Below are 26407 nucleotides of genomic sequence, written 5' to 3'. Positions count from 1 at the left end.
CTATGACGTATCGCGTATGCCTCGTGTGCATGGGGAACATCTGCCGCTCTCCGATGGCGGAGGTGGTGCTCCGCCAGACGCTCGCCGGTCGCGGGCTGGGGGACCGGGTCACCGTCGACAGCGCCGGGACCGGCGAGTGGCACGTGGGGGATCCCATGGATGAGCGGGCACTCGACCTCCTGGCGCGGCACGGGTACGACGGCTCGGTGCACCGGGCGCGGCAGTTCGCGGGCGACTGGTTCGCCCGTTATGACCTGGTTCTGGCCATGGATCGGGACAACCTGTCCACTTTGCGGCGGATGGCGCCGTACGAGGTGGAGGTGCGGTTGTTCCGTTCCTTTGACCCCGCCGCGCCGGAGGGTGCCGAGGTGCCCGATCCGTACTACGGGGGCACCGAGGGGTTCGAGGAGGTGCTCGCGCTGGTCAAGGCGGCATCCGAGGGCGTGGCCAAGCACATCGCCGATGAGCTCGGCGATGAGACTGGCTGAGGACCTCGGCTCGTCGCACGGCTGGCGGCTCCAGCGGGGCGTGCTGGACGACGGGCGCGAGGTGTTCGTGAAGAGCGGCCCGATCTCCGAGGCTTCCGTGGCGGGCGGCCAGGGCGGCCAGGACGGACGGCGCCGCTCCGAGGTGTTCACCTCCGAGGCCGCCGGGCTGCGCTGGCTGGGCGAGGCGATCGCGGTGCCCGAGGTGATCGAGGCCGGGCCGGACCGGCTCGTGTTGTCATGGGTGCGACAGGAGCCGCCCGGCGCCGCGGCGGCCGAGCGGTTCGGGCGTGAGCTGGCCCGGCTGCACCGCGAGGGCGCGGACAATTTCGGGGCGCCGTGGCCGGGATTCATCGCCGAGTTGCCGATGGACAACACCCCCGCGGCCGACTGGCCGTCGTTCTACGCCTCGCGGCGGGTGCTGCCGTTCCTGCGGCGGGCCCGGCTGCCGGCGCGGGACGTCCGCCTGGTCGAGCGGGCGGTGGACCGGTTCGCCGAGGTGGCTGGGCCGGCCGGGCCGCCCGCGCGCATCCACGGTGACCTGTGGAGCGGGAACGTGTTGTGGTCGGGCGGGTCGGGGGTGCTGGTCGATCCGGCCGCCCATGGCGGGCACAGGGAGACCGATCTGGCCATGCTCGACCTGTTCGGGCTGCCGTACCTCGACCGGGTGCTGGGGGCCTACCGGGAGGAGTGGCCGCTCGCGGAGGGGTGGCGGGATCGGGTGCCGCTGCACCAGCTGCATCCGCTGCTCGTGCACGTGGTGCTCTTCGGGGGCGGCTACCGGGACGCCCTGATGGACGCGGCGCGGCGGGTGCTGGCGCTCTAACCGCTCCTGCGTCTGCGGTAGGCGCGCTGTTGGCAGGCGCGTGAGCAGTAGACGCGGGGGCGGCCGGACGGGGCCGGCTCCAGCGGGCCGCCGCATTCCGTACACATTCCATCACGCATTTCATCACGCTTCCGGACGAGAACCTCGACGCCGTCGAGCAGGCGGCGCAGGCCGAAGTCGAAGGAGTCCTCGGGGTGGTCCCAGCCGCCCGCGGTCCACAGGTGGGAGAGCGTCGGATAGCGGTCGAGGCGTTCGTAGAGCGAGTCGCGCGAGCCCCACCACTCCTCCTCCGACACCCCGCTGCGCCGCTCCTCCCGCCGGGTCTCGACCAGGACGAGGGCCTCGGCGTCGACGAACCGGCCGACCATGCCCACGACCGCGATGACCTCCGAGGGGCGCAGCGCCGTGCCGGCGAGCGTGCTCAGCATGTAGTCGTAGTGGGCGACGGCGTTGGGACCGGGGACGTGGCGGCTGCCGCGCACCTCGGCCAGCCACGGGTGCCGCTTGCGGATTTCCCACGCGTGCCTGGCCACGGCCTCCAGCCGGGCCCGCCAGCCGCCCGCCTCCATGGGCTGCGGGTGCTCGCCGAGAACCTCGTCGAGCATCAGGTCGACGAGCTGGCCGCGGCCGGGCACGTGGCGGTAGAGCGACATGGTCGTGAAGCCGAGCCGGTCGGCGACCTTCCGCATCGACAGGCCCGCCAGGCCTTCCTCGTCGGCGAGCTCGACGGCGGCGCGCACGATTCTGGGCAGGCTGAGGCCCTGCCTCGGCTCGCGGTCGCCGGCCCGCCACAGCAGCTCGACACCGTGGTCGGGGTCGTCGGCCCTGCCCCTCGCCATGTGCGCCCTCCCTCGTTTATGGTGTACTACTTCGTGTACGGCATAAACAGCAAAGGTGGTTCAGATGTTCCAGTTCCATGTCGCGCCCTCCGGCGACGACTCCTGGCCCGGATCGGCAGAGCGCCCCTTCGCCACCCTCGACCGCGCCAGGGCCGCGGCCCGCGAGGCCGGCGGCGACGCCGTCGTACACCTTAAGGGTGGCGTGCACACGCTCGCGCGGCCGCTCGAGCTCACCGGTGCCGACTCGGGGATCACCTTCCAGGCGTACGGCTACGGCACCCCCGAGCAGGAGGAGCCCGTGATCAGCGGCGGCCGGGTCATCACGGGTTGGCAGGAACACGACGGCGTCTGGGTGGCCGAGGTCGGCGAGCTCGACACCCGCCAGCTCTACGTCGACGGGCGCAGGGCCGAGCGGGCCGCCCTCCCCGGGCTGCCCGGCGAGGTCCGCGTGACCGCCACCGGCTACGTCACCGGCGGCGGCGAGCCGCTCGGCTGGCGCAGCCCCGCGGACGTCGAGTTCGTCTTCCGTGGCGTCTACCCCTGGACGGAGGCCCGCTGCGGGGTCGCGGGAGTCTCCGGCGACGGCGACGAGACGGTGATCACCATGGCACAGCCCGCCTTCGGATGGGCCGGAGAGCTGTACAACTCGACGTGGGAGGGTCAGTCGTCGAGCGGGCCCGGCCTGCCCACCCGCATCGAGAACGACGCCGCCTTCCTGGCCGAGCCGGGCACCTTCGTGCTCGACCGGTCGCGTCCGGGGCGGCACGTGCTGATGTACCTGCCCCGCCCCGGGGAGCACCCCTCTCGTACGCGGGTCGTCGCACCCGTCCTGGAGCGCCTGGTGAGCGTCGCAGGAGCGCGGGACGTGTCGTTCTGGGGCCTGGTGTTCGCCGAGGCCACCTGGCTGCGCCCGAGCGCGGCCGAGGGGTTCCTGCACTACCACGGCACCGGCTACTACGAGGGCGGCGGCGTCGAGACGGCGGTCATCGGGGAAGGGGCGTCCGTGACGTATCCCGCGGCTTCCGTCACGATCCCCGCCTGCGTCACCTTCGACGCCACCGAGAACGTGGCGATCGAGGGGTGCCGGTTCACCCGGCTCGGCGCCTCCGGGCTGGGCGTCACCGGCGGCGCCGGTCTCGCGGTGCGCCGCTGCGCGTTCGACACGTTGTCCGGCGCCGGCATCGAGGTCTCCGGCAGCCAGGCCACCTCGATCGAGGACAACCGCGTGCACCACATCGGGCTCGAGTTCAGCGGCGCGCCGGGCATCTCCGTGTCGGGCACGCGCGACTGCGTGGTCGCGCACAACGAGGTGGCCCACGTGCCCCACTGCGGGATCGTCGTGGGTTCCGGGCAGGGTGCCCGCATCCTGCGCAACCTCGCGGCGGACACCATGGAGGTGCTGGCCGACGGGGGCGGCGTCTACCTGTCGGGGCCGCAGGGCGACTCCCCGGACAACCAGGCGCTCGTCCAGGGAAACGTCATCAAGGACACGCACACGCCGTACAACTTCGGGCTCTACACCGACTACGGGGCCTCGTGGGTGACGGTGGAGGGCAACGTCGTCCTGCGGGCGGACAACACGGCCGTCCTCGTGGTGGGGCCGCCGCTGGAGAACGTGGTCTACCGGGGGAACTTCTGGGACCAGGATCCGCTGGGACATGACAATCCGCCCAGCGGTGTCACGTATGGCGGAAATGTGACGTACGAGGATGAACGGGAGCTGAACGCCGCAACCGCCGGCATCCAGTCCGAGGCCGGTCCTAGGCGTTGAGCCGGCGGACGACCTCGTCGTGGAGGGTGCCGTTCGTGCAGACGAGGCTGCCGCCCTCCAGACCCTTCACGCCCGCCACGTCGGTCCACACGCCGCCGGCCTCCTCGACGATCACGGTGAGCGCCGCCATGTCCCACGGCGACAACTCGGGCTCCGCGGACACGTCCACCGAACCCTCCGCGACCATCATGTGGGACCAGAAGTCGCCGTACGCCCTCGTACGCCAGCAGGCGCGGCCGAGGTCGAGGAAGTTGTCGAGCCGGCCCGTCTTCTCCCAGCCGCCGAAGCTGGAGTAGGAGAACGACGCGTCCTCCAGGGTCGAGACCGACGACACGGTCATCCTGGACGCCTTGGTCAGGCTCTTGCCGGTCCACGCGCCGCCCCCGGCGGCCGCCCACCAGCGTCTGCCGAGGGCGGGGGCCGACACGAGGCCGACGACGACCTCGCCGTACTCCATGAGCGCGATCAGGGTCGCCCACACGGGCACGCCCCGCACGTAGTTCTTGGTGCCGTCGATGGGGTCGATGATCCACGACCGGGCGCCCCACCCGGTCTTGCCGAACTCCTCTCCCACGACCGCGTCGCGCGGCCTGGCACGGCGCAGCGTGCCCCGGATGGCCTCCTCCACGGCGCGGTCGGCGTCGCTGACCGGCGTCAGATCGGGCTTGGTGTCGACCTTCAGATCGACCGCCTTGAACCGCCGCATGGTCAGGTCATCGGCGGCGTCCGCCATGACATGCGCGAGGCGAAGATCATCGTTGTAACCCTGCACGGTCGCCCACGCTACCGTGAGTCGTATACCGAACATCAGTCACCAACGTCTCTTTTCTGGTAACCGGTATCCCTTTTCCCTGTCAGCGGTAAGTACGTCATGTCGAGAGATATCGCTGATCTTCCCTGGCAATCCGTACTTTTTGCCCGTCCATTGACCGCCGAAAAGGCAGCACGCAAGGGCACGTGAAAAGGGTCAGGGAGCGTCGTCGGGTGAGCCCTCGCGGCTGGACAGGAGGCGACGGAGCGACTCCAGGCGGGCGGGGTCGGCATTGCCGGCGGCCACCCACGCGTCCAGGGCGCAACCGTCGCCCAGGTGTGTGCAGCCCTTCGGGCAGTCGACCGTGCCCTCCACCAGGTCGGGGAACCCGGCCAGCACCGTCTCCACCGACACGTGGGCCAGGCCGAAACTGCGCACTCCTGGGGTGTCGATGATCCAGCCGCCCTCCGGCAGCTCCAGGGCGACGGCCGAGGTGGAGGTGTGGCGGCCGCGGCCCGTGACGGCGTTGACCTGGGAGACCGCGCGGTTGGCGTCGGGGACCAGGGCGTTGACCAGGGTGGACTTGCCGACGCCCGAGTGGCCGACCAGAACGCTGATGCGCCCCGTCAGGTGGTCGCGCAGCTCGTCGAGCGAGCCGCCCTTGCGCACGACGACGTGCGAGACGCCCAGCGGTTCGTACAGGGCGACCAGGGAGTCGGGCGGGGCGAGATCCGACTTGGTGAGGCAGAGCAGAGCCTCGATCTCGGCGTCGAACGCGGCCACCAGCATGCGGTCGATCATGCGAGGGCGGGGCGGCGGATCGGCCAGGGCGGTCACGATGACGAGCTGGTCGGCGTTGGCGACGACCGGGCGTTCGATGCCGTCGGTGTCATCGGTGTCGTCGGCCGAGCGGCGCAACATCGAGCTGCGCGGCTCCACGCGGACGACCCTCGCCAGGGTGTCGGGACGGCCGGAGACGTCGCCGACCAGGGCGACCCGGTCGCCCACGACGATGCCCTTGCGGCCGAGCTCGCGGGCCTTCATGGCGACCACCAGGCGGCGCTGAGGCTGGTGCCTGCGTTTCTGGGCCGACCCCTTCGGGCGTTCCGGCTCGACCAGGACGGTGTAGCGGCCCCGGTCGACGGCCACCACGAACCCTCCGACGGCGTCCTCGTGCGCAGGACGGATCCGGGTGCGCGGCCGTGACCCCTTGCCCGGCCTGACCCGTACGTCGTCCTCGTCGTACTCCCGCTTTCTCAGCGGTCCGCTCCCATACGCTCGCTTCCCCTCTGCGGTCGGTGACAGGGTGCTCGGTGACGCGGGCCGGGTACGGCGGGTGGGTGCGGGCAGCGCGCGGTCACGTCTCGCCCTTCTCCGACGTGCCCGGGGCTTCCCCCATGAAACCAGCGGCGGGCAGCGGCCGGAAGGCCGTCGTCATCGGGAGTCCAGCATCGCCGCCCACATCTGGACGAACTCCGGCAGGGTCTTGGCGGTCGTCGCGATGTTCTCCACCCGCACTCCCGGGACCGCGAGCCCGATCATCGCTCCAGCGGTGGCCATGCGGTGGTCGTCGTAGCTGTGGAAGGTGCCGCCGCGCAGCGGGCGGGGTCGGATGACCAGGCCGTCGTCCGTCTCCTCGGCGTCGCCGCCGAGGCGGTTGATCTCGGTGGCCAGCGCGGCCAGGCGGTCGGTCTCGTGGCCGCGCAGGTGGCTCACGCCCCGGATGCGGCTCGGGGTGCGCGCGAGCGCGGCCAGCGCGGCGATCGTCGGGGTCAGCTCGCCGACCTCGTGCAGGTCTGCGTCGATGCCGGTGATCTCGCCCGTGCCCGTGACGACCAGGTCGGCCGTGCGGGTGACCGTGGCGCCCATGGAGGTGAGCAGACCCCGCAGGGCGTCGCCGGGCTGGGTGGTCTCGGCGGGCCATGCCGGGATGGTGACCGTGCCGCCCGTGACCAGTGCGGCGGCCAGGAACGGGGCCGCGTTGGACAGGTCGGGCTCGACCGTGACGTCTCTCGCCGCGATCGGGCCCGGCTCGACGCGCCACACGTCGCGCTCGCCGTCGTCGACCGTGACGCCGGCCGCCCTGAGCATCTGCACCGTCATCTCGATGTGCGGCTGCGAGGGCACGGGCGGGCCCACGTGGCGAATCGTGACGCCCTTCTCGAAGCGCGCGGCCGCCAGCAGCAACCCCGAGACGAACTGGGACGAGCCCGACGCGTCCAGCGTCACCTCGCCGCCCGTGACGGGCCCGATGATCGTGAACGGCAGCGCGTCGTTGTCGACCCGCGCGTTCAGCGAGCGCAGCGCGTCGAGGATGGGCCCCATCGGGCGCTTGCGCGCGTGCGGGTCGCCGTCGAAGTGGACCGGGCCGTCGGCCAGCGCGGCCATCGGTGGTACGAACCGCATGACCGTGCCCGCCAGGCCGGCGTCGATGCTCACGCCGCCGCGGACCGGGCCCGGCGTCACGTGCCAGTCGACCCCCGCGGCGCTCTCACCTCCGGCCACCAGCGTGGTGCCGAGCGCCCGCAGCGCGGCCGCCATCAGGTCCGCGTCGCGGCTGCGCAGCGCACCGCGCACGACGCCGGGGCCGTCGGCGAGCGCGGCGAGCAGGAGCGCGCGGTTGGTCACCGACTTGGAGCCGGGCAGCGAGACGGTGGCGCTGACGGGGGTCGTCGCCGTCGGTGCGGGCCAGAGCGGAGCGGGCATGGTCAAAGAGTACTGGGAGTGGCGGTACGCGGTCGAAGTCCGCGCGCCGCCGCCGGGCGGACACGCGAGTGGGGGAAGGACATGGCAGTGTGGTGTCATGTGCGGTAGATATGCCTCGGCGCGCAAGAAGCACGAGCTGCTCGAGGAGTTCCAGATCGAGCAGGACGGCGACCCCGACAAGGAGCTCGGCCCCGACTACAACGTGGCGCCGACCAAGAACGTCTACGCCGTCCTGAGCCGCGTGCCCCACGAGGCCGAGCGGGCGGTCCGCCAGCTGAGGATCCTCAAGTGGGGCCTGGTCCCCGCCTGGGCGAAGGACCCGTCGATCGGCTCGCGGCTGATCAACGCCAGGGCCGAGACGCTGGCGGAGAAGCCGTCCTACCGCCGGGCGTTCGCCAAGCGCAGATGCCTGCTCCCGGCCGACGGCTATTTCGAGTGGATGCCGGTCGAGCCGGACCGCACGAGCCCGGACGGAGAGAGCGAGGGCCGAAGCGGGCGCGGCCAAAAGCAGGGGAAGAAGAAACAGCCGTACTTCATCCATCCCGCGGACGGCGGGGTGCTGGCCATGGCCGGCCTGTACGAGTTCTGGAAGGATCCGTCGCGCGCCGACGACGACCCGCTCCAGTGGCTCGTCAGCTGCACCGTCATCACGACCGACGCCGAAGACCACCTCGGCCGCATCCACGACAGGATGCCCATGATGATCGAGCGCGACCGCTGGGCCGAATGGCTCGACCCCGAACTCACCGACACCGGGCGGGCCTCCGAGTTGCTGGTGCCCGCCGAGTCGGGGCGGCTCACGGCGTACGCGGTCGCCACGGACGTGAACAACGTCAGGAACAACGGCCCCCACCTCATCGAACCGCTCCCCGAGGCGGGGGAGTCCGCGCTGTTCTAAAGGTGTAAGAAGCGCGGTAAGTGGGCATTCGGTGAGGAAAGCGATGCAACCGTTCACTCGGTGTCACCGCCACATAGGCCCCCATTGATCGCGCCGGCGGGGACATCCGGGGAGTCCTGGCCGCAGGCTTCCCTCATTCACCCGGAGGTGCGGATTCGTGGACGTCACGACCGCTCGTGAGCGGCTGAAGGACATGCTCGCCGAACTGGACCGCTCGATCGGGGTCCTCAGAGGCGACCCCGTCGCGGTGCGGGAATACTCCGCGGCCGACGCGGGCTCCGACCTGACCGACGCCGACCGCGCGCAGGCCATGCTGACCGTGGCCACCGCGCAGCGCCGCGCGGTGGTGGAGGCGATCGGGCGCATCGACGAAGGCGTCTACGGCAGGTGCGTCGACTGCGGCAAGCCCGTGCCGGAGGGCCGGCTGGAGGCCCGCCCGGAGGCCGCGCGGTGCGTGCAGTGCCAGGGGAAGCGGGAGCGCCGCCGCTGACCGCGCCGGGGCCGCCGGCAGGCGCTCAGCGCTTGCGGGCGCTGGCCACCAGGTGGATGCCGACGGTGTCGTCGTCGTCGGGATGGGCCTCGAGCTCCGTACGCACCAGATAGGAAAGGGCGCGCGCGTCGGACGAGAGCACGTGGTCGACCGTGGACGGCGACAACACCGTGCGAGGCCGCATCCACTCCACCTCCAGCCCGGTGCCCGCCAGCAACTCGCGCAGCTGCCCGCTGCTGAAGCAGCGCGTGATGCTGCCGTCGGGCCACGGCACGAGCATGACCTCGCCGGTCTGGCGCAGGTGCTGCCACTGGCCCTGCTCGGCCAGGATCGCCATGCCCAGCACGAGCGAGTCGACGCACACCAGCGCCCGGCCGCCGGGGCGCAACACCCTGGCCACGTCGCTCATCGCCGACTCGGCCATCAGCTCGACCGACATCGCGCGCTCTTCTGCGAGGACGGCGTCCACGCTCTCGTCGGGCAGGAACGACAGATCGTCGGCGCGCACGTGGCGGACGCGGTCGGCGTCGCGCAATCGGGACTGCGCGTCGACCGTGCGGCGGAAGTCGAGCACCTCGATCACCCGGTGCCCGGCCCTGGCCGCCTGGCCGGACCACCGGCCGCGGCCGCCGGACAGGTCGAGGATCACGGAGGGCTGGCTGGGAAGCCATCGGTTCAGTTGCTCGGCGGCGACGGCGCGATAGAAGGTCCAGTACGGCCCGAGCGTCCCTGAGCCGTTCAGTTCCTCGGCCGGAATGGGCAGCACACGCGACTCCTGGGTTACGGAAAAAGGGCTACCAGCCGGTACGTTATGACGTTCCCCGCACCGGGTCCTTCGTACCTTCTATCTTGCGGGAACAGACGAGGGCGCGGGTGTGTTGCGACGAGCATGCTCACATTGCTCAGCCCCCAACCCGCTGACCAGGAGGTCACGGGCCAGCGGGTATCCTCCCCTGAGTACGGTGTTCCGCCACGGTCGGCCACCGGTGATCTTAGGGGGGTGGGTCCGGTGCCCGCGACAGGCGCGGAGACGCTGGAGCAGCGGAGCGAGCGATTCGAGCGCGATGTCATGCCGTATCTCGAGCAGCTCTACTCCGCGGCGCTCCGGATGACCCGAAATCCCGCGGACGCGGAGGACCTGCTGCAGGAGACCTTCGCCAAGGCGTTCGCGTCGTTCCACCAGTTCCAGCAGGGCACCAACCTCAAGGCGTGGCTCTACCGGATCCTGACCAACACCTTCATCAACAGTTACCGCAAGAAGCAGCGCGAGCCGAAGCAGTCGGGCGCCGAGGAGATCGAGGACTGGCAGCTCGCGCGGGCCGAGTCCCACACGTCGAGCGGGCTGAAGTCGGCCGAGGTCGAGGCGCTCGAGCACCTGCCCGACGGCGACATCAAGGAGGCGCTGGCGGCCCTGCCCGAGGAGTTCAGGATCGCCGTCTACCTGGCTGATGTCGAGGGCTTCCCCTACAAGGAGATCGCCGACATCATGGGCACTCCGATCGGCACCGTGATGTCGAGGCTGCACAGGGGACGCAGGCAGTTGCGGGGCCTCCTTGAGGACTATGCTCGCGAGCGTGGCCTGGTCCCGGCGGAGGGATCGAAATGAGCTGTGGCAACCCGCATGACACCGACTGTCGCGAGGTGCTCGACAAGGTTTACGCCTATCTCGACGGCGAGCTGACCGAGAGCGACGTCGCAGACATCCGCGTGCATCTCGACGAGTGCAGCCCGTGCCTGCAGGAATATGATCTGGACAAAGCGGTCAAGGCGCTTGTGCACAAACACTGCGGCTGCGATCCGGTCCCGGCAGACCTGCGATCCAAGGTCCTGGCCCGCATCGCGCAAGTGAGGTCGGAGCTGGCCGACTAGGATCGACCGCATGCGCGCGTTGGTCACCGGGGGTGCCGGGTTCATCGGTTCGAATCTCGTCGATCGTCTGCTGGGCGACGGGCATGAGGTCGACGTCGTCGACGACCTGTCCTCAGGGCGCCGGGACAACCTGGCGCAGGCGAGCGGGAGCGACCGCTTCCGGCTGCACCAGATCGACGTGCGCGATCCCGCGCTGATCGCCCTGGTCGCCGACCTGCAACCCGAGGTCATCTGCCACCTCGCCGCGCAGATCAGCGTTCGCAAGAGCGTCGCCGACCCGGTGCACGACGCGGGCGTCAACGTCGCGGGCACGGCGTCCGTGCTGGCCGCGGCCCACGAAGGGCGCACCCGCAAGGTGGTGTTCGCCTCGTCGGTGGCGGTCTACGGCAGGCCGTCGGCGATCCCGGTGCCCGGCGACGCGCCGACCGACCCGCGTTCCCCTTACGCCGCGTCCAAGCTGAGCGGCGAGACCTACCTCGCCACGTTCCGGGCCCTCTACGGTCTCGAATACACCACGTTGGTGCTCTCCAACGTCTACGGTCCGCGCCAGTCGCCCGAGGGCGAGGCCGGTGTGGTCGCCATCTTCACCGACGCCCTGCTGTCGGGCACGCCCACGGTCCTCTACGGCGACGGCACCCAGACCCGCGACTACATCTACGTCGACGACGTGGTCGACGGCTTCGTCAGGGCGTGCGGGGCGGAGGGCAACGGCCGCAGGTTCAACCTCGGCACCGGCATCCAGACCAGCGACCGCCGGCTGCACTCGCTCATCGCCGACGCGGCGGGCGCCCAGGACAAGCCGGGGTTCGCGCAGCCGCGCGTGGGCGACCTGCCGGCGATGGCGGTCGACCCGGTGCCGGCCCACGACGGGCTCGGCTGGCAGCCGCGCACCGACCTGTCGACCGGCGTGAAGAAGACCGTGGAGTGGGCCGCCGCACATCGCGTCTCGTAGTGGCTTGATTACGCTTTGCTTGCTATTTCACACTCGGGCGGTGCGACCACGCCCTCTTCTGTAGCGTGAAACTCCACAAGTCGACCGTGGAGGCATGCGTATGTTGAAGGCTATGGTCGCCCGGCTGTTCATGGCCGCCGTGCTGGCCGCTCCGATGGTCATGGTGTTCGGGGGCGTGTTCGAGGGAGCGATCCCACCCGGGGTTTCCTGGACCTGACCGCCGTGGGGGGCCGCAATGCGTGATCTGCCGTGGCCCGCAAGGGCCTATCTGGTCGCTGTGATCGGGGTGGCGGCCGCTCTCATCGTTCGCGGCGTCGTGGTCTCCGGCGCGCCCGTGGCTCCGGAGGACCTCGACATCCTGCTCGTGCTCGCGCTGCTGTTCCTGGTGTGCGAGTCGATGCCGACGCTGCTCAACGTGGAGCAGTTCGCCGTCTCGGTGAGCTTCTCGGCCTCGCTGGCCGCCGTGGTGCTGCTCGGTCCCGAGGGGGCGGCGCTGGTGGGGCTGACCGCGATCGTGAGCGTGCGGCCGGGGCTGCCGTTGATCAAACGTCTGTTCAACGGCGCCCAGTTCGCCATCTGCGGCTTCGCGGCCGGGTGGCTCTACGTCGCGCTCGACGGGCAGGTCGGCGTGCCTCAGGTCAACGCGTTCGACGACCTGATCGGCCCCTACGTCGCGGCCACGGCGGTCTTCGTGCCGCTCAACATCGTCCTCACCCTCACCGTGATCGCGCTGGCCACGGGGTCGCGCGCCACCGAGGTGCCGATGCGCGGCATGGTCCAGTTCCTGCTGTCCTATCTGGGCTACGGCACGTTCGGGCTGCTGGTGGCGGGGCTGTGGGCCACCGTGGCGTCGATCTCGGCGGTGCTGGTGCTGGTGCCGCTCTTCGTGGCGCGGTGGGCGTTCGGCCAGTATCACGCGCAGCAGCGCTCCTACGACGCCACCATCGCCGCGCTCTGCCAGGCGGTCGAGACGAAGGACTATTACACGCGCGGCCACTGCACGCGGGTCTCGCACGCCTCCTCGATGATCGCCCAGGAGATCGGCATGGGGGTCGAGCGGGTGCGGGCGATCCGCTACGCCGGCATGCTCCACGACGTGGGCAAGCTCGGCGTGCCCACCAAGGTGCTGCAGAAGGACGGGCCGCTCACCGAGGAGGAGTTCGCCGCGATCCAGCTGCATCCGATGCGCGGGCTGGAGATCGTGCGCGGCATCGGGTTCCTCGACGAGGCCTACGCCGGCATCATGCACCACCACGAGCGCCACGACGGCACGGGCTACCCGATGGGGCTGGCCGGTGACGAGATCCCCGAGTTCGCGAAGGTCATCGCGGTGGCCGACGCGTTCGACTCGATGACCTCCGACCGTTCCTACCGCGGCGCCAGGCCGGTGCCGGTGGCCGTGGAAGAGCTGCGCAAATGCGCCGGCACCCATTTCGACCCGGTCATGGTCGCGGCCTTCATCAGAGCGCTCGACCGCGAGCCGTGGCAGCCGCCGCGCCGCGTCGACCCGCCGCCCCCCGAGGCCGCCGAGTCCCCGATCAAGGACCACGACGACCCGACCATGCCCATCGAGGTCGTGACCGGTCAATGATCACCACAGCACGTCCCCGGCGGCGGGCCGAGCGGTCCGTGGGCACGGTGCTGCGCCGGCTCGACTCGGGGCAGCTCCTGCTCATCTGCGTGGCCGGGCTGGTCGCGGTGGCGGGGGTCGGCTACACCGCCGCCGCCGGGCTCGAACGCCCGGAGGTCGCGGTCGGGTTCGGCGCGCTGATCGCGGTCGGCGAGCTGGCCAGGCTCACCATGCCGGGCAACAGGGAGGTCGCGCCCATCGGGGCCGCCGCGGCGCTCGGCTACACGTTGCTGCTCGACCTCAGCCAGAACCCGCTGCGCCATCCCGCGCTGCAGGTGGTCGCCGTGATCGCGGTCGGCATGACGGCGGGAGCGCTGCCGCACCTGGCCGTCGGCCGCCCGCCGCGGCTCGACGCGATGGCCAGGCGGCTGCTCATCGGCGCGTTGCCGGCGTTCGCGTTCCGGCCGCTGGCCGACCCGCTCCACGAGCTCACCAAGCCGCCGACCAGCACGTGGTGGCCGGCGCTGGCGGCGATGGCCACGCTCATCACGATCACCTTGCTGATCGACGTGCTGATCGCGGCCCTGCTCAGGGCGGAGCAGGTGCGCACCGCGTTCCGGGTGGCGGTGCGCGACGAGATCAACATAGCGTTCCCGCTGGGCGCCGCCGTGGGCTCGTCGGGCGTGCTGCTGGCGCTGGCCACGCACAGCATGGACCTGGTGGCGCTGCTGGTGTTCGCCGCCCCGCTGCTGGTCACCCAGGTCGCTTTCAGGAAATACGCCGGCATCCGCGCCACCTATCTGCAGACCGTGCGCGCCCTGTCCCGGGTGACGGAGGTCGGCGGCTACGTCGAGCCCGGGCATTCGCGCCGGGTGAGCCGGCTGGCCGTGGCCATCGGCAGAGAGCTGGGCATGGCCGAGCCCGAGCTGCTGGAGCTGGAATACGCGGCGCTGATGCACGACATCGGCCAGCTGTCGCTGAGCGATCCCATCCCCGGCGGCGCCACCGTGCTCACCGAGCCCGAGCAGGCCCGCCGCATCGCCGAGCTGGGCGCCGAGGTGATCCGGCAGACGGGCGTGCTCGACCGCGTGGCGGAGGTGGTCAGACGGCAGTGCGACCCGATCACCGAGGACCCGCCGCTGTCGAGCCGCATCATCAAGGTCGCCAACGCCTACGACGACCTGGTGGGGCCCTCCACCGACCGCGACCGCGCCGGGGCGGCGCTGGAGCGCGTCCGGCAGTCTCCTGGCGGCTCCTACGACCCCCACGCGATCGAGGCGCTAGGGCGTGTGATCGACCGCGGCCGCGTCTAAGCTGTTGTCGCCCGCACGCAGCCACCGGCCCGTGGAGCGCTCCTGATTGTGGGGTTCCTACAGATCGTGCTGGCCGCTTCGGTGGTTTCGGGGGAAAGGGGTCAAGCCTGTGACGGCCATAAGGTGGTCGGCGTGCTTACTGAGACGCTCGGACCCGTTCTGGTCGCCAACCGAGGTGAGATCGCGCGGCGGATCATCCGCACGGTCAGACGGATGGGCCTGCGTGCCGTCGCCGTGCACTCCGAGGCCGACGCCGACCTGCCGTTCGTCCGCGAGGCCGACGAGGCGGTGCTGATCGGCCCGGCCAACCCCGCGCAGAGCTACCTTGACGCCGGCAAGGTGCTGGAGGCGGCGCGGGCGACGGGCGCGCGGTCCGTGCACCCGGGCTACGGGTTCCTCGCCGAGAACGCCGCGTTCGCCAGGGCCGTGATCGAGGCGGGGATGGTGTGGATCGGGCCCGCGCCCGAGGCCATCGACCGGATGGGCGACAAGATCAACGCCAGGAACCTCATGGAGGCCGCGGGCGTTCCCGTCGCCGCGGGCACCCGCGAGCCGGTCACCGACCTGTCGCTGGCGCTGCGGGCCGCGGAGTCCATCGGCTATCCGGTCATGGTCAAGACCGCGGCCGGTGGCGGTGGCATCGGCATGAGCGTGGCCTACGACGACGAGGGCCTGAGCAAGGCGTACGACCAGGCGGCCAGGGCGGCGGCGAGGTTCGCCGGGAGCGCGGGCGACGCGCTCGACGGGCCCGCCGTCCTGCTCGAGCGCTATATCGAGCGGGCCCGCCACGTCGAGGTGCAGATCTTCGGCCTGCCCGACGGCCGGGTCGTGGCGCTGGGCGAGCGCGACTGCTCGGTGCAGCGCCGCCACCAGAAGGTCGTCGAGGAGTCGCCGTCCCCCGGCATCACGCCGGAGTTGCGCGAGCGCATGCTCGCCGCCGCCGTGCGGGCCGGCGAGGCCGTCGGCTATGCCGGTGCGGGCACCGTCGAGTGCCTGGTCGACGCCGACCGGCAGGATTTCGTGTTCCTGGAGATGAACACCAGGCTGCAGGTGGAGCACCCGGTCACCGAGCTGGTCACCGGTGTCGACCTGGTCGAGCTGCAGCTGCGTGTCGCGGCGGGCGAGAGCCCCGAGGTGCCGGCCGAGCCGACCGGGCACGCGATAGAGTTCCGCGTCTACGCGGAGGACCCGAAGCGGTTCTTCCCCGGTCCTGGCACGATCTCGGCGTGGGAGGAGCCGGTCGCCGACGGCGTGCGGGTCGACTCCGGCTATGAGATGGGCAACACGGTCACCCCGTTCTACGACCCGCTGATGGCCAAGCTCTGCGTCCGCGGCGAGAGCCGCGCCGACGCGCTGGAGAAGGGCCGCAAGGCGGTGGCGGCGTTCACCGTAGAGGGACCGAAGAACAATCTGCCATTCTGTGCGGAGCTGCTGGAGAACGCGGAGTTCGTCGCCGGCGACTACGACACCGGTCTGGTCGCGCGCATGCGCGCCTAGGTCGTGAACATTATCGGATCATGGAAAGAGGGGAGTCGCGGTGGCTGAGGTACGCGCCGAGATGGTGGCCAACGTGTGGAAGGTCGTCGTCCGCGAGGGCGACACCGTCTCCGAAGGTGACACGCTCGTCATTCTCGAGTCGATGAAGATGGAGATCCCGGTGCTCGCCGAGGACGACGGCACGGTGGCCCAGCTCAAGGTGGCCGAGGGCGACGTGATCCAGGAAGGCGACCTGATCGCCGTCATCGACGACTAGCGGCCCTCACGTCGTGCGCCGTTCGCTCGCGGCCAGGAATCTGGCGCGGTCGACGAGGACGCGCTCGATCGTGCCCTTGCCCACGACAGAGTGCTCGTCGTGGGCCTCGAAGGCGAAGGTCAGGCGACGGCCGTCGACCCGCGTCAGCTCGACGCCGAGTTGCACGCGCGTGCCGAGCGGGCTGGCGGCCACGTGTTCCAGCTCGACCCGGGTGCCGACGGACGTCTGGCCCGGCGCGAGGTGCCGCTCGACGGCGCGCACGGTCGCCGCCTCGGCCAGCGCGAGCAGCCGGGGCGTGGCCAGCACGGGCACGTCTCCGCTGCCCACGCTCTTGGCGGTGTCGTCCATCTCGACCACGATGAGTGACTGGGCGCGAAGCCCAGGTGCGAGCGTCATGGGATCAGCCTAGCGATCCGGCTGTTGAGTTCCGCGAAACGCGGACAAGGCCCGTCGTGAGGCCGCAGGATAGAGTTTGTACGGCTTGAGGCATTTGAGTGGCATGTGGGACAGGTGAGTCGTACACTCTCTGACTTCCGTGACCACTGTGTTACCTTACCGCGATGAAAGTTCGCTTTGTTGGAGACTCGCGGGGTGGGAGAGGTTACTGAAGTAGGGGGGTAACGGGGGCGTCATGGTGGCACAAGGGACGACGCTGGCGGGGCGGTATCGATTGGATACCCGCATCGGCGCCGGCGGCATGGGCGAGGTGTGGCGGGGCGAGGATATCGTCCTGGCCCGCACCGTCGCCGTCAAAGTGCTGCTGCCAGGCCGTATGGAGGACCCGGGGTTCGTCGCTCGCTTCCAGGGGGAGGCGCGGGCGATGGCCACGATCAACCACAGCGGCGTGGTCGACGTCTACGACTACGGCGTCAGCGGCGACACCGTCTACCTGGTCATGAAGTTCGTCGACGGCGAGCCGCTCGACCGCTTACTGTCCAGGCTGGGCCGGATCGCGCCGCAGCAGGCCATGGACCTGATCGCCCAGGCCGCCTCGGCGTTGCAGGCCGTGCACGACCAGGGCATCGTGCACCGCGACGTCAAGCCGGGCAACCTGCTCGTGCAGCGCGACGGCACGCTCGTGCTGACCGACTTCGGCATCGCCAGGTCCGATCTGGCCAACCGGCTCACCGACGCCGGCATGGTGCTGGGCACGGCCGCCTACTGCGCCCCCGAGCAGGCCGAGGGTGCGCCTGTCACGCCCGCGGTCGACATCTACGCGCTCGGCGTGGTCGCGTACGAGTGCCTGATGGGGCAGCGTCCGTTCGACGGTGACAGCGCGGTCACGATCGCGCTCAAGCACATCCGCGAGGCCCCGCCGCCGCTCCCCGCCGAGATCCCCCAGGCGGTGCGCACGCTGGTCGAGGTCGCGCTGTCGAAGGACCCGGCCAGGCGCTACCCGTCGGCCAAGGCCATGAGCGAGGCGGCCCGCGCGGCCGCCAGCGGGCAGCCCTCGCCCGTGCCCGAGCCGGTTCACGCGCCCCCCACCGGGACGGGCACGGCCGCTCCGCCGATGGAGGCGTACCAGACCGGTGCGCACCAGCAGGCATCCCAGGACACGAACGTGTCCGAGCGCCGTGGCGGCAGCCGGCGGGCGGCGAAGGCGCCGCGCAGGACCGGCCTGATCACGGGCATCGCGGTCGCGGTGGTGCTCGGCGCGGGCGCCGGCGCGGTCGCTCTGACGGGCATGACCCCCGGCGAGCCGCAGGTCACCGAGACCGCTGTTCCGCGGGGCGACACGTCGTCCATCCATTCCCCTCGCGCGACGAAGACCACCAGGCCGCCGAGGCCCGACCCGACGACCTCCGAGCCCAGGGCGACCACCAGGCCGCCCAGGCCCGACCCGACGACCCCGGAGCCCAAGCCGACCAGGACCCCCACCCGCACGCCGACGCCCACCACGACGCCCACCACCACGCCGTCGGGCTCTCCCACGCCCACCGCCGGCAAGAAGCGCGTGCCCAAGGTGGTCGGGATGAGGTTCCTCGAGGCGCAGGACATCCTCCTGGCGATGGGCTTCGAGGTGGACCTCGACGACCAGACCACCACCACCGCCGGCCTGCGCTGCGGCACCGTCAAGGCCATGAACCCCAAGGGCGGCACCCAGGCGGACGAAGGGGCGAAGATCACGCTGGTCGTCGTCGACAGCCCCTGCACGACCGGCAGCCCGAACCCCACCCCGTCGGCCAGCCCGAAGCAGTAGCGTCACACCCCCGTCGTGTTGCGCGGGTAGGCGATCTGCGGGTCGGTGGCGATGTTCACCATGTAGGGGATGCCCGAGTCGAACGCCCTGCGCAGCGCGGGGCCGATCTCGGACGGCTCGGTGACGAGCTCGCCGCCGCCGCCGAGTGCGGTCACGACCTGGTCGTAGCGGCACTGGGGTTGCAGTTCGGCCGCCACGTCGTAGCCGTACAACATCTGCATGGGGTGCTTCTCCAGGCCCCAGATGCCGTTGTTGCCGCAGACCATGACGACCGGCAGCCGGTGGCGTACGAGGGTGTCGACGTCCATCAGGGAGAACCCGGCGGCGCCGTCGCCGAGCAGCAGCACCACCTGTGAGGACGGCCTGGCCAGGCGGGCGGCGATGGAGTAGCCGAGGCCGGTGCCGAGACAACCGTACGGGCCCGGGTCGAGCCAGTTGCCCGGCTGCCGGGGCTCGACGTATTTGCCCGCGTAGGAGACGAAGTCGCCGCCGTCGCCGATGACCACGGCGTCGTCGGCGAGGATCTTGCCCAGCTCGCCGTAGATGCGCATGGGGTGGATCGGGTCGGAGTCGGAGGCCAGCAACTCGGCGTCGCCGGCGATGGCCGCGGCGGCCGTGTCGGACAACCTCGTCACCCAGGGGGCGTAGGCGTCGGGTTTGACGCCCGCGTCGCCACAGGCGGCGCCGAGGCCCCAGAACACCACCGACAGGTCGCCCGCGGCGGACGCGGCCGGCTGCATGTGCGTGGCCAGTTGCGACGGCGCGTCGGCGATGTGGACCACGCGGGCCAGCGGCGCGCCGTCCTTGCCGCCGAACCAGCCGTAGCCGAGGCGGAAGTCGAGCGGGGTGCCGACCACGATCACCAGGTCGGCCTGGGAGAAGGCGAGCCCGCGCGCCCGGGTGACGAGCAGCTCGTGCCCGGACGGCAGGATGCCGCGGCCCTGGCCGTTGGGGATGACCGGCAGCCGCCACGTCTCGGCGAAGTCGCGGGCGGCCTCCTCGGCGCGCTCCATCCACACGTCGGACCCGTACACCAGCACGGGCCGCTCGGCCTCGGCCAGCAGCCGTGCGATGCCGGCCAGGTCGCCGGGGTCGGGCTCCAGCGGCGACGGCGTCTGCGTCTGCACGTCGTGCACCGGCGACGGAGAGAACAGGTGGTCCATGTAGAAGTCGAGGAACACCGGGCCGCGATGGGAGGCGACCGCCGTGCGGAAGGCCATCTCGACCTCGTGGCCGACCGACTCGGCGCCGCTCGCCGTGAACGACAGCTTGGTGATCGGGTCGAGCAGCGGCGGGTGGTCCATCTCCTGCAGCGCGCCGCTGCCCCAGCGCGACTGCGGCGCCCGGCCGCCCATGACGACCACGGGGGAGCCGTTGAAGTGGGCGGTCGCGACGCCGCTGACGCCGTTGGTGATGCCGGGGCCGGCGGTCAGCACGGCCAGCCCGGGCTTCCTGGTCAGCCGGGCCGTGGCTTCCGCGGCGAAGACCGCGCTCTGCTCGTGGCGTACGTCGAGGATGCGCATCTCCTCGTGCACGGCGCCGTCGTAGAGCGGAAAGACGTGCCCCCCCGACAGGGTGAACATGGTCTCGACGCCATAGGCCTTGGACACGGCGACGGCGGCGTCACCGGCGTGCTTCGCAGACTCCATGCCGGGAACTTACCAACCAGTCACAAGAGTAAACAGACCTTAAGGCCCGGACACGGGTGATCTTCAGCGGCAGCACAGGGTGACGTTGCCGTCCGGCGCCCTCGCGCTGATCTTCCGCGGCGAGCTGGGGTCCTTGCCGATGTTCAGGGTGCTGTTGCGGGCGACCACCGAGACGTCGTACGAGCCCTCGCGCACGTGCACCTGCACGTCGCCGGACGTCCTGACGACGGCCTTCACGGTCGCCGGAGGGTTGACGAACGACAGGCTCACGTTTCCCGCCCCGACCTCCACATCGGTCTCCTCGGAGTTGAGCGCGTCGGCGTGCACGCTGCCGGTGCCGACCCTGGCCCAGAGGGAGCCGGCGACGTCGTCGACGCGCACGTCGCCGGTGACGGAGGTCAGGCGCACGTCGCCGTACACGTCGCCGACGCTGAGCCGGCCACCGGTCGTGCCGGCCTCGATGTCGGTCTCCGGCGGCACGAAGAGCACGTAGTCGGCCATGCAGAGGGGCCCGTCCGGCTGGTCGGCGCCGGGGCAGGCCGCCTCGAGCCGCAGGGTGCTCGTACGCGCGTCCCAGTCCTCCGTGACGGCGGGCCGGTCACGCGTCCACCGCAGGGACCTGTGGATGAACACCTCGCCGGCGTCGCCCGGCAGGATGGACACGTGCACGTCGCCCCTGGCGGCGTTGATCTGGATCCTGCGCTCCGTGAACGGGATGGACCGTAGCTTGACCTCCTCGGGCATCCTGGCCTTGGCGAACACGTGCCAGAGCATGGCCGTGGACCCCAGCAACGCCACCGTGGTCGTCAGCGCGCCCACGATCAGCCAGGCCGCTCTCATGGCAGGCTCCTGATCCTGAGGAAGCGCAGCACGGCGAGCACTCGCCGGTGGTCGCCCTCGGCGGGTGACAGGTCGAGCTTGGTGAAGATGTTGCCGATGTGCTTGCCGACCGCCCCTTCACTGAGCACCAGCGCCTGGCCGATGCCCGCGTTCGACCGGCCTTCCGCCATCAACTGCAGCACCTCGTGCTCGCGCGGCGTCAGGCGCTCCAGCGGGTCGCTGTTGCCACGTAGCAGCAGCTGGGCGACCACCTCGGGGTCGAGGGCGGTGCCGCCGGAGGCCACCCTGCGCAGCGCGTCGATGAACTCGGCCACGTCGGCCACCCGGTCCTTGAGGAGGTAGCCGACGCCGCCGGTCGCGGCCGAGGCCAGCAGCTGGGCTGCGTAGCGCTCCTCGACGTACTGGGAGAGCACGAGGACCGCGAGGCCCGGCTGCTGGCGGCGCAGCAGGAGTGCGGCCCGCAGCCCTTCGTCGGTGTGCGTGGGCGGCATCCTGACGTCGGTGATGACCAGTTCGGGCCGGTGTTCCTCGGCCGCCCGCAGCAGCCCCTCGGCCTCGTCCACGGCCGCCACCACGTCCATGCCGGAGGCGTCGAGGAGCCGGATCAGGCCCTCCCGCAGCAGCACGGAGTCTTCGGCCAGCACTACTCGCACGGCAGTTCCACCTCGATCGTCGTCGGGCCGCCCAGCGGGCTGGACAACCGGAGCGACCCGTCGACCGCGTCGATCCGCTGGGCCAGGCCGCGCAGCCCGGTGCCTCCGTCCAGCGTGGCGCCGCCGCAACCGTCATCGTAGACCTCCACGTGCAGGCGGTCGCGCTCACGCCGCACGTTCACCTCGGCCTTGGTGGCCGAGGCGTGTTTGGCGATGTTGGTCAGTGCTTCGGACACGATGAAGAATGCCACCGCCTCGATGGTCGGACTCGTACGCCGCTCGATGTCGACCCGGAGTTTGACCGGCACGGGCGCTCGGGCGGCGACTCCGGACAGCGCCGCGTCCAGGCCCTGGTCGTTGAGCACGGCAGGGTGCAGGCCCCTGACGAAGTCGCGCAGCTCCTTGAGCGCCTGCTTGGCCTCCTCGTGAGCCTGCTCGATCGCCTGGCGGGCCGGCTCGGGCAGGTCGGTCAGGGTGGCCCTGGCCAGGCCGAGGTTCATGGCGAGCGAGACGAGCCGCTGCTGCGCGCCGTCGTGCAGGTCACGCTCGATCCTGCGGCGTTCGGCGTCGGCCGCGTCGATGACGCCGGCCCGGCTCTCGGTCAGCGTCTCGATCCGCTGCCCCAGCTCCGAGCGGCTGGGCCCGAGAAGCGTACGCGCCACCACCAGGTCGAGCGCCGCCATGCCGCGTGCCAGGAAGGGAGCGAGGACGAGCAGCGCGAGCCCCACCCCCATGAAGATCCCCAGCACGCGCCCGTCGCGCAGGTTGAACTCGAACACCATGGGCGCGGGCACCAGCCGCGGCGGCAGGAACGACAGCAGCCCCACGAACGATCCGCCCCACACCACGGCCACCAGGAACGCCGCGGCGGCGCCCACGAACGGCGACAGCAGGTGGTAGGCGATCTGCCGCCACGCCGTGGGGCTCCGCCATCCCGCCAGGGGCGGTGTGGGCGGGATGCGCACCCCCTGGAACGCCGCGAACCGGGAGCACTGCACCCGGGTGAACCACGGCAGGGCCTGCCACAGCAGGCGAGGGACCACGGCCAGCAGGACGGTCAGCCCGCCGAGCAGCACGGCGACCGGCAGGCCGGTCATGACGTGAGCCGTGTCGAGCCAGGCCCGTGCCGACCACGGACGGGGGACTGTCATGCCCCAACGGTATTGACCGGCGGGGAAGCCGCGAAATGGGCCTGGTGTGCTGGTGCGTGGTGGGGCTAGCCCCACCCTTGTCAGAGGACCTGCCGCCGGAAGGCCGCGGGGTCGAACGTGCCGCCCAGCGTGGCGCCCAGCCCTTTGCGCGCCACCTCGGCGAACGCCTGCCTGTCCAGGTCGCCCGCGCCGTCGGGCAGCGCCCCGGCCAGCGGCCGCGCGGCCAGCATCTCGAGGTCGGCCACGCCGCTGCGCGCGGCGGTCCCCGGCCGCCGCGGCCACCGGCCGATGACCAGGCCGGCCAGGTCGAGCCCGCGGTGGGCCAGCGCCTCCAGGGTGAGCGCGGTGTGGTTGACCGCGGCGCCCCCGGCCCCGGCCACGACGAGCACCTGCGCGTTGAGGGAGCGCGCGAGGTCGGCGACGGTGGCGCCGTCCTCGTCGAAGCGCTCCAGCAGCCCTCCGGTGCCCTCCACGACCACCAGCCGGTTGCTCTCACCCAGCTCCCGCACCAGCGTGGCAGCCCCGGCCAGCGACACGGGCGGCATGCCCGCCGCCCTCGCCGCGGCGGCGGGGGAGAGCGGGTCGGTGAACCGGCGCAGCTCGAAGGTGGTGGCCACCCCGGACAGCCGGATCACGTGGTCGACGTCGCCCGGCTCACCGGGGGCCACGCCGGTCTGGGCGGGCTTGACCACGGCGGTCGCCGCCCCGCGCGCCAGCGACAACACGGCCACGGCCGCCGTCACCACGGTCTTGCCCACCCCGGCGCCGGTGCCGGTGACGACGAGAATGCTCATGGACGTCAGCCTAGGAGTCAGTGAAGAACACGGCCCGCGGCGCGCTCGTCACGGCGAGTGCCCCGTGAGCCTTCACGACCGGCGCTCGACGGAGGCGAGCCGGCGTCGGCGGGTCCGGGCAGGGTGGCCTGCCGTAACGCATGAGGTTCTTCACGGACGGCGCAGGCGCGTGACGAACTTGTACCGGTCGCCGCGATAGAGCGACTGGGCCCACTCGACGGGGTTGCCGTCGGCGTCGAAGGCGTGGCGCGTGAGCAGCAGCATCGGCAGGCCGACGTCGACGCCCAGGGCCTTGGCGTCGTAGGGGGTGGCCAGCACCGTCTCGATGATCTCCTCGGCGTCGGTGAGCCGCACGTTGTAGGCGTTGTGCAGGGTCTCGTACAGCGACGCGTGCACCTCCAGCTCGCGCCGCAGCCGGGGGAAGCGGCGGGCGGACAGGTGGGTCGTGTCGATGGAGACCGGCTCGCCGTTGGCCAGCCTGAGGCGGTGGATGCGCAGCACGCGCCCGCCGGGGTTGATGGCCAGGCGCCGGGCCAGGGCCTCGTCGGCGGTGATGTAGCCGATCTCCAGGATCTTGGTGTCCGGCTCCAGACCGGCCGTGCGCAGGTCGCCGATGTAGGAGGTGAGCTGGAGAACCTGGGCCACCTTCGGCTGGGCCACGAACGTGCCCTTGCCCTGGATGCGCAGCAGCCTGCCCTCCACCACCAGCTCGGTCAGCGCCTGCCGGACCGTGGTGCGGGAGGTCTCGAAGCGTACGGCGAGCGTGCGCTCGGGCGGCAGCGCCGTGCCCGGCGAGAGGCTCTTGGTGAGCTCGAGCAGGCTCCGTTTCACGTCGTAGTACTTCGGAACGCGGGGGCTGTCGTCAGTCACGCTCTCACCTTCACTTCTGCCACGGCGGTGAGGGCGTGTCTGGTCACCGCGAGATCATCGGAACTCACTTCGGCCCGAGCGGTCAACCGCGGGCCGGAGCCGCCGACCGGCGCCGAGCGCGTACGACAGCTGGCACGCACGGATCCGGGCTGCTCAGGTTGATGGTGAAGGATATCCACAGCGATGTGCGCGATCGCAACCGAGGCCGGTCCGCCAGCCGTGTCGCGGAGGAACCACCCGCCCGTGCGGATCACCTCCGGCTGGTGGCGCGCAGCCCTTTTCCTGCAGCTGAGCGGTGGCGGCTGTGTGATGCTTCTCACCATGTGAGATTTCACGAAACGGTCACCAGGGGGCACGGTGCCAGCACTGTACGAGGATGGCGTGGTACGCCCGCACTCGTACGGAGTTGTGCCCGAGTACCGGCTATGCGGTCAAATGCCCACCTCAGCGCGCCCGCCGCCCGACGGCCGGTTTGGCTGTTGCGGGGGAAAGCACGCATGATGCACTCGTGCCGACACTGAGCGACCTCGTAGCCCGCCACACAGCGCTGGACGAGGCGGATCTCGACTGGCTGCACTCGCTGGTCTCCGACTGGCAGTTGCTGGCCGACCTGTCCTTCGCCGACCTCGTCCTGTGGGCGCCGCTGCTGGGGGAGAACGGCTGGATCGCGATCGCCCAGATGCGGCCGACGACCGGCCCGACCGTCTACCACGACGACATCGTCGGCACCGTGGCGGCCAAGGGCGAGCGCTACCTCATCGACACCGCCTGGAACGAACGCCGCATCTGCCGCGAGGGAGATCCCGACTGGTCCACCGGCGTGCCCGTCAGGGAGGAGACGATCCCCGTGCGGCGCGCCGTCGAGGGCGGCGAGGCCCGCTTCCTCGCGGTGATCCAGCGCTCCACCAACCTCTCCTCCGCCCGCACGCCCTCCCGGCTGGAGCTGACCTACCTCCAGAGCGCCTCCGACCTGGCGCAGATGGTGGCGGAGGGCCGGTTCCCGTTCTCCGGCGACGAGCCGATCCTGGTCCGCTCGCCGCGCGTGGGCGACGGCCTGCTCCGGCTCGACCGGGCGGGGCGCGTCACGTACGCCTCGCCCAACGCCCTGTCCGCCTACCGGCGGCTGGGCCTGCACGCCGACCTGGTGGGGGCGGAGCTGGGGCGGGTCACCGCGCAGTTGTGCTACTCCGACGAGCCCATCAACGAAGACCTCATGATCGTGGCCAGCGGGCGGGCGGCGAAGGGCACCGAGGTCGAGTCCGGCGGCACGATCGTGCAGCTCAGAGCCATCCCGCTGATCGTGGGCGGCGGCCGCATCGGCGCGCTGGTGCTCATCAGGGACGTCACGGAGCTGCGCCGGCGCGAGCGCGAGCTGATGACCAAGGACGCCACGATCCGCGAGATCCACCACCGGGTGAAGAACAACCTGCAGACCGTCGCCGCCCTGCTCCGGCTGCAGGCCAGGCGGCTGCAGGTGCCGGAGGGCAGGGAGGCGCTCGAGGAGGCGGTACGCAGGGTCGGGTCGATCGCGATCGTGCACGAGACGCTTTCTCATGCGCCGGAGGAGTTCGTCGACTTCGACGAGATCGCCGACCGGGTGATCGCGATGGCGGGTGAGGTGTCGGCGGCGGAGGCGGCCGTGACACCGCGGCGCGTCGGAGGTTTCGGCGTGCTGCCGTCGCTCATCGCCACGCCGCTGGCCATGGCGCTGACCGAGCTGTTGCAGAACGCGTTGCAACACGGGAGGCCCAAGCGGCTGGAGGTGGTGGTGGAACCGGAGCACGACCGGCTCAATCTCACGGTCTGGGACGACGGGGGCGGGCTGCCCAGCGGGTTCGACCTCGACAGCTCCACCAGCCTGGGGCTGCAGATCGTACGCACGCTCGTGGTGGGGGAGCTGTCGGGCCGGCTGTCGATCCAGCCACGGCTGGAAGGCGGCACGGAGGTGGTGATGTCGATCCCGCTCCCGCCGAGCTGACCCGGGCGAATCCGCGTCCGAGCTGCCGGCGGGCACATCCTGTGCGGAC

Annotated in this window: 27 protein-coding genes; 15 read left to right on the top strand and 12 right to left on the bottom strand. The window is 71.3% G+C overall.

Annotated features, from left to right (window positions below):
• Window positions 1-2 precede the first annotated feature (2 nt).
• Entirely contained in the window at window positions 3-488 is a 486-nt protein-coding gene (locus ACTWPV_RS43885; RefSeq protein WP_347650468.1) for a low molecular weight protein-tyrosine-phosphatase, read from the top strand.
• Window positions 475-1311: a fructosamine kinase family protein gene (locus ACTWPV_RS43880; protein WP_443156316.1), complete on the top strand. Its 837-nt coding sequence runs from the start codon at window positions 475-477 to the stop codon at window positions 1309-1311. The genes ACTWPV_RS43885 and ACTWPV_RS43880 overlap by 14 nt, the downstream gene beginning before the upstream one ends.
• Here the strand turns inward: ACTWPV_RS43880 and ACTWPV_RS43875 are convergent.
• Window positions 1308-2150 carry a TetR/AcrR family transcriptional regulator gene (locus ACTWPV_RS43875; protein ID WP_347650470.1) on the bottom strand — a complete coding sequence of 281 codons (843 nt, stop codon included), beginning with the start codon at window positions 2148-2150 and terminating at the stop codon, window positions 1308-1310. The two genes, ACTWPV_RS43880 and ACTWPV_RS43875, sit on opposite strands and share 4 nt — an antisense overlap.
• A gap of 64 nt (window positions 2151-2214) precedes the next feature.
• Here ACTWPV_RS43875 and ACTWPV_RS43870 point away from each other — a divergent pair, with 64 nt between their 5' ends.
• Window positions 2215-3921, top strand: a complete 1707-nt coding sequence (locus ACTWPV_RS43870) for a right-handed parallel beta-helix repeat-containing protein (protein ID WP_443156315.1) — start codon at window positions 2215-2217, stop codon at window positions 3919-3921.
• Here the strand turns inward: ACTWPV_RS43870 and hisN are convergent.
• The 3 genes from hisN to aroA form a co-directional block, all read right to left on the bottom strand.
• Complete coding sequence (hisN, locus tag ACTWPV_RS43865; RefSeq protein ID WP_347624517.1) at window positions 3911-4693, bottom strand: histidinol-phosphatase; 783 nt, start codon at window positions 4691-4693, stop codon at window positions 3911-3913. The two genes, ACTWPV_RS43870 and hisN, sit on opposite strands and share 11 nt — an antisense overlap.
• Window positions 4694-4888: 195 nt before the next feature.
• Window positions 4889-5932, bottom strand: coding sequence for a ribosome small subunit-dependent GTPase A (rsgA, locus tag ACTWPV_RS43860; protein WP_347650500.1), 1044 nt, complete (start codon window positions 5930-5932; stop codon window positions 4889-4891).
• 174 nt (window positions 5933-6106) lie between these two features.
• Window positions 6107-7378, bottom strand: coding sequence for a 3-phosphoshikimate 1-carboxyvinyltransferase (gene aroA / locus ACTWPV_RS43855; protein ID WP_443156314.1), 1272 nt, complete (start codon window positions 7376-7378; stop codon window positions 6107-6109).
• Between the two features lie 97 nt (window positions 7379-7475).
• Here aroA and ACTWPV_RS43850 point away from each other — a divergent pair, with 97 nt between their 5' ends.
• Both ACTWPV_RS43850 and ACTWPV_RS43845 read left to right on the top strand, forming a co-directional pair.
• Window positions 7476-8276, top strand: a complete 801-nt coding sequence (locus ACTWPV_RS43850) for an SOS response-associated peptidase (RefSeq protein WP_347650474.1) — start codon at window positions 7476-7478, stop codon at window positions 8274-8276.
• A 157-nt stretch (window positions 8277-8433) separates the two neighbouring features.
• Complete coding sequence (locus tag ACTWPV_RS43845; protein WP_347650475.1) at window positions 8434-8766, top strand: TraR/DksA family transcriptional regulator; 333 nt, start codon at window positions 8434-8436, stop codon at window positions 8764-8766.
• 25 nt (window positions 8767-8791) lie between these two features.
• On the opposite strand, the gene ACTWPV_RS43840 is transcribed toward ACTWPV_RS43845, so the two are convergent.
• Complete coding sequence (locus ACTWPV_RS43840) at window positions 8792-9532, bottom strand: class I SAM-dependent methyltransferase (RefSeq protein ID WP_132336385.1); 741 nt, start codon at window positions 9530-9532, stop codon at window positions 8792-8794.
• Between the two features lie 234 nt (window positions 9533-9766).
• On the opposite strand from ACTWPV_RS43840, the gene ACTWPV_RS43835 reads away from it, so the two are divergent.
• The 8 genes from ACTWPV_RS43835 to ACTWPV_RS43800 all read left to right on the top strand — a co-directional run bounded on the left by ACTWPV_RS43835 (window position 9767) and on the right by ACTWPV_RS43800 (window position 16223).
• Entirely contained in the window at window positions 9767-10372 is a 606-nt protein-coding gene (locus ACTWPV_RS43835; RefSeq protein ID WP_132630305.1) for a sigma-70 family RNA polymerase sigma factor, read from the top strand.
• Between the two features lie 35 nt (window positions 10373-10407).
• Window positions 10408-10635, top strand: coding sequence for a mycothiol system anti-sigma-R factor (rsrA, locus tag ACTWPV_RS43830; protein ID WP_443156313.1), 228 nt, complete (start codon window positions 10408-10410; stop codon window positions 10633-10635).
• Between the two features lie 10 nt (window positions 10636-10645).
• Window positions 10646-11587, top strand: coding sequence for an NAD-dependent epimerase/dehydratase family protein (locus ACTWPV_RS43825; RefSeq protein WP_347650476.1), 942 nt, complete (start codon window positions 10646-10648; stop codon window positions 11585-11587).
• A 94-nt stretch (window positions 11588-11681) separates the two neighbouring features.
• The gene (locus ACTWPV_RS43820) at window positions 11682-11804 is read left to right on the top strand and encodes a hypothetical protein (protein WP_347650477.1); all 123 of its coding nucleotides are present in this window, start codon (window positions 11682-11684) and stop codon (window positions 11802-11804) included.
• A gap of 18 nt (window positions 11805-11822) precedes the next feature.
• On the top strand, window positions 11823-13178 hold the full coding sequence (locus tag ACTWPV_RS43815; protein WP_443156312.1) for an HD-GYP domain-containing protein: 1356 nt from the start codon (window positions 11823-11825) through the stop codon (window positions 13176-13178).
• Complete coding sequence (locus ACTWPV_RS43810; protein WP_443156311.1) at window positions 13175-14470, top strand: HD-GYP domain-containing protein; 1296 nt, start codon at window positions 13175-13177, stop codon at window positions 14468-14470. The genes ACTWPV_RS43815 and ACTWPV_RS43810 overlap by 4 nt, the downstream gene beginning before the upstream one ends.
• A 132-nt stretch (window positions 14471-14602) precedes the next feature.
• Window positions 14603-15967 carry an acetyl-CoA carboxylase biotin carboxylase subunit gene (locus ACTWPV_RS43805; protein WP_347650480.1) on the top strand — a complete coding sequence of 455 codons (1365 nt, stop codon included), beginning with the start codon at window positions 14603-14605 and terminating at the stop codon, window positions 15965-15967.
• A gap of 40 nt (window positions 15968-16007) precedes the next feature.
• Window positions 16008-16223 (top strand): biotin/lipoyl-binding carrier protein, encoded by a 216-nt coding sequence (locus tag ACTWPV_RS43800; protein WP_132336371.1) that lies wholly within the window; start codon window positions 16008-16010, stop codon window positions 16221-16223.
• 6 nt (window positions 16224-16229) lie between these two features.
• Here the strand turns inward: ACTWPV_RS43800 and ACTWPV_RS43795 are convergent, their stop codons facing one another.
• Window positions 16230-16619, bottom strand: a complete 390-nt coding sequence (locus ACTWPV_RS43795; protein ID WP_347624508.1) for a thioesterase family protein — start codon at window positions 16617-16619, stop codon at window positions 16230-16232.
• 274 nt (window positions 16620-16893) lie between these two features.
• Here ACTWPV_RS43795 and ACTWPV_RS43790 point away from each other — a divergent pair, with 274 nt between their 5' ends.
• Entirely contained in the window at window positions 16894-18423 is a 1530-nt protein-coding gene (locus tag ACTWPV_RS43790) for a protein kinase domain-containing protein (RefSeq protein ID WP_443156310.1), read from the top strand.
• A gap of 2 nt (window positions 18424-18425) precedes the next feature.
• Here ACTWPV_RS43790 and ACTWPV_RS43785 read toward each other — a convergent pair whose 3' ends face one another.
• From ACTWPV_RS43785 to ACTWPV_RS43760, 6 genes are all read right to left on the bottom strand, one after another.
• Complete coding sequence (locus tag ACTWPV_RS43785) at window positions 18426-20072, bottom strand: acetolactate synthase (RefSeq protein ID WP_443156309.1); 1647 nt, start codon at window positions 20070-20072, stop codon at window positions 18426-18428.
• Window positions 20073-20135: 63 nt separating this feature from the next.
• Window positions 20136-20912: a DUF4097 family beta strand repeat-containing protein gene (locus tag ACTWPV_RS43780; protein ID WP_443156308.1), complete on the bottom strand. Its 777-nt coding sequence runs from the start codon at window positions 20910-20912 to the stop codon at window positions 20136-20138.
• Complete coding sequence (locus ACTWPV_RS43775) at window positions 20909-21565, bottom strand: response regulator transcription factor (RefSeq protein ID WP_347624504.1); 657 nt, start codon at window positions 21563-21565, stop codon at window positions 20909-20911. Before ACTWPV_RS43775 ends, ACTWPV_RS43780 begins: the two co-directional genes overlap by 4 nt.
• Window positions 21556-22716 carry a sensor histidine kinase gene (locus ACTWPV_RS43770; protein WP_347650484.1) on the bottom strand — a complete coding sequence of 387 codons (1161 nt, stop codon included), beginning with the start codon at window positions 22714-22716 and terminating at the stop codon, window positions 21556-21558. Before ACTWPV_RS43770 ends, ACTWPV_RS43775 begins: the two co-directional genes overlap by 10 nt.
• Before the next feature lie 80 nt (window positions 22717-22796).
• Complete coding sequence (gene bioD, locus ACTWPV_RS43765) at window positions 22797-23510, bottom strand: dethiobiotin synthase (protein WP_443156307.1); 714 nt, start codon at window positions 23508-23510, stop codon at window positions 22797-22799.
• 150 nt (window positions 23511-23660) lie between these two features.
• Window positions 23661-24380, bottom strand: coding sequence for a GntR family transcriptional regulator (locus tag ACTWPV_RS43760; RefSeq protein ID WP_347624501.1), 720 nt, complete (start codon window positions 24378-24380; stop codon window positions 23661-23663).
• A 508-nt stretch (window positions 24381-24888) separates the two neighbouring features.
• On the opposite strand from ACTWPV_RS43760, the gene ACTWPV_RS43755 reads away from it, so the two are divergent.
• Complete coding sequence (locus ACTWPV_RS43755; RefSeq protein WP_347650486.1) at window positions 24889-26358, top strand: histidine kinase N-terminal domain-containing protein; 1470 nt, start codon at window positions 24889-24891, stop codon at window positions 26356-26358.
• Window positions 26359-26407: the final 49 nt, after the last annotated feature.

Source organism: Nonomuraea sp. KM88 (genome assembly GCF_052245635.1).
In the GTDB taxonomy this organism is placed as follows: Bacteria; Actinomycetota; Actinomycetes; order Streptosporangiales; family Streptosporangiaceae; genus Nonomuraea.
Note: the sequence above shows the minus strand (reverse complement) of the source record. Positions and strands in the feature narration are given on the sequence as shown.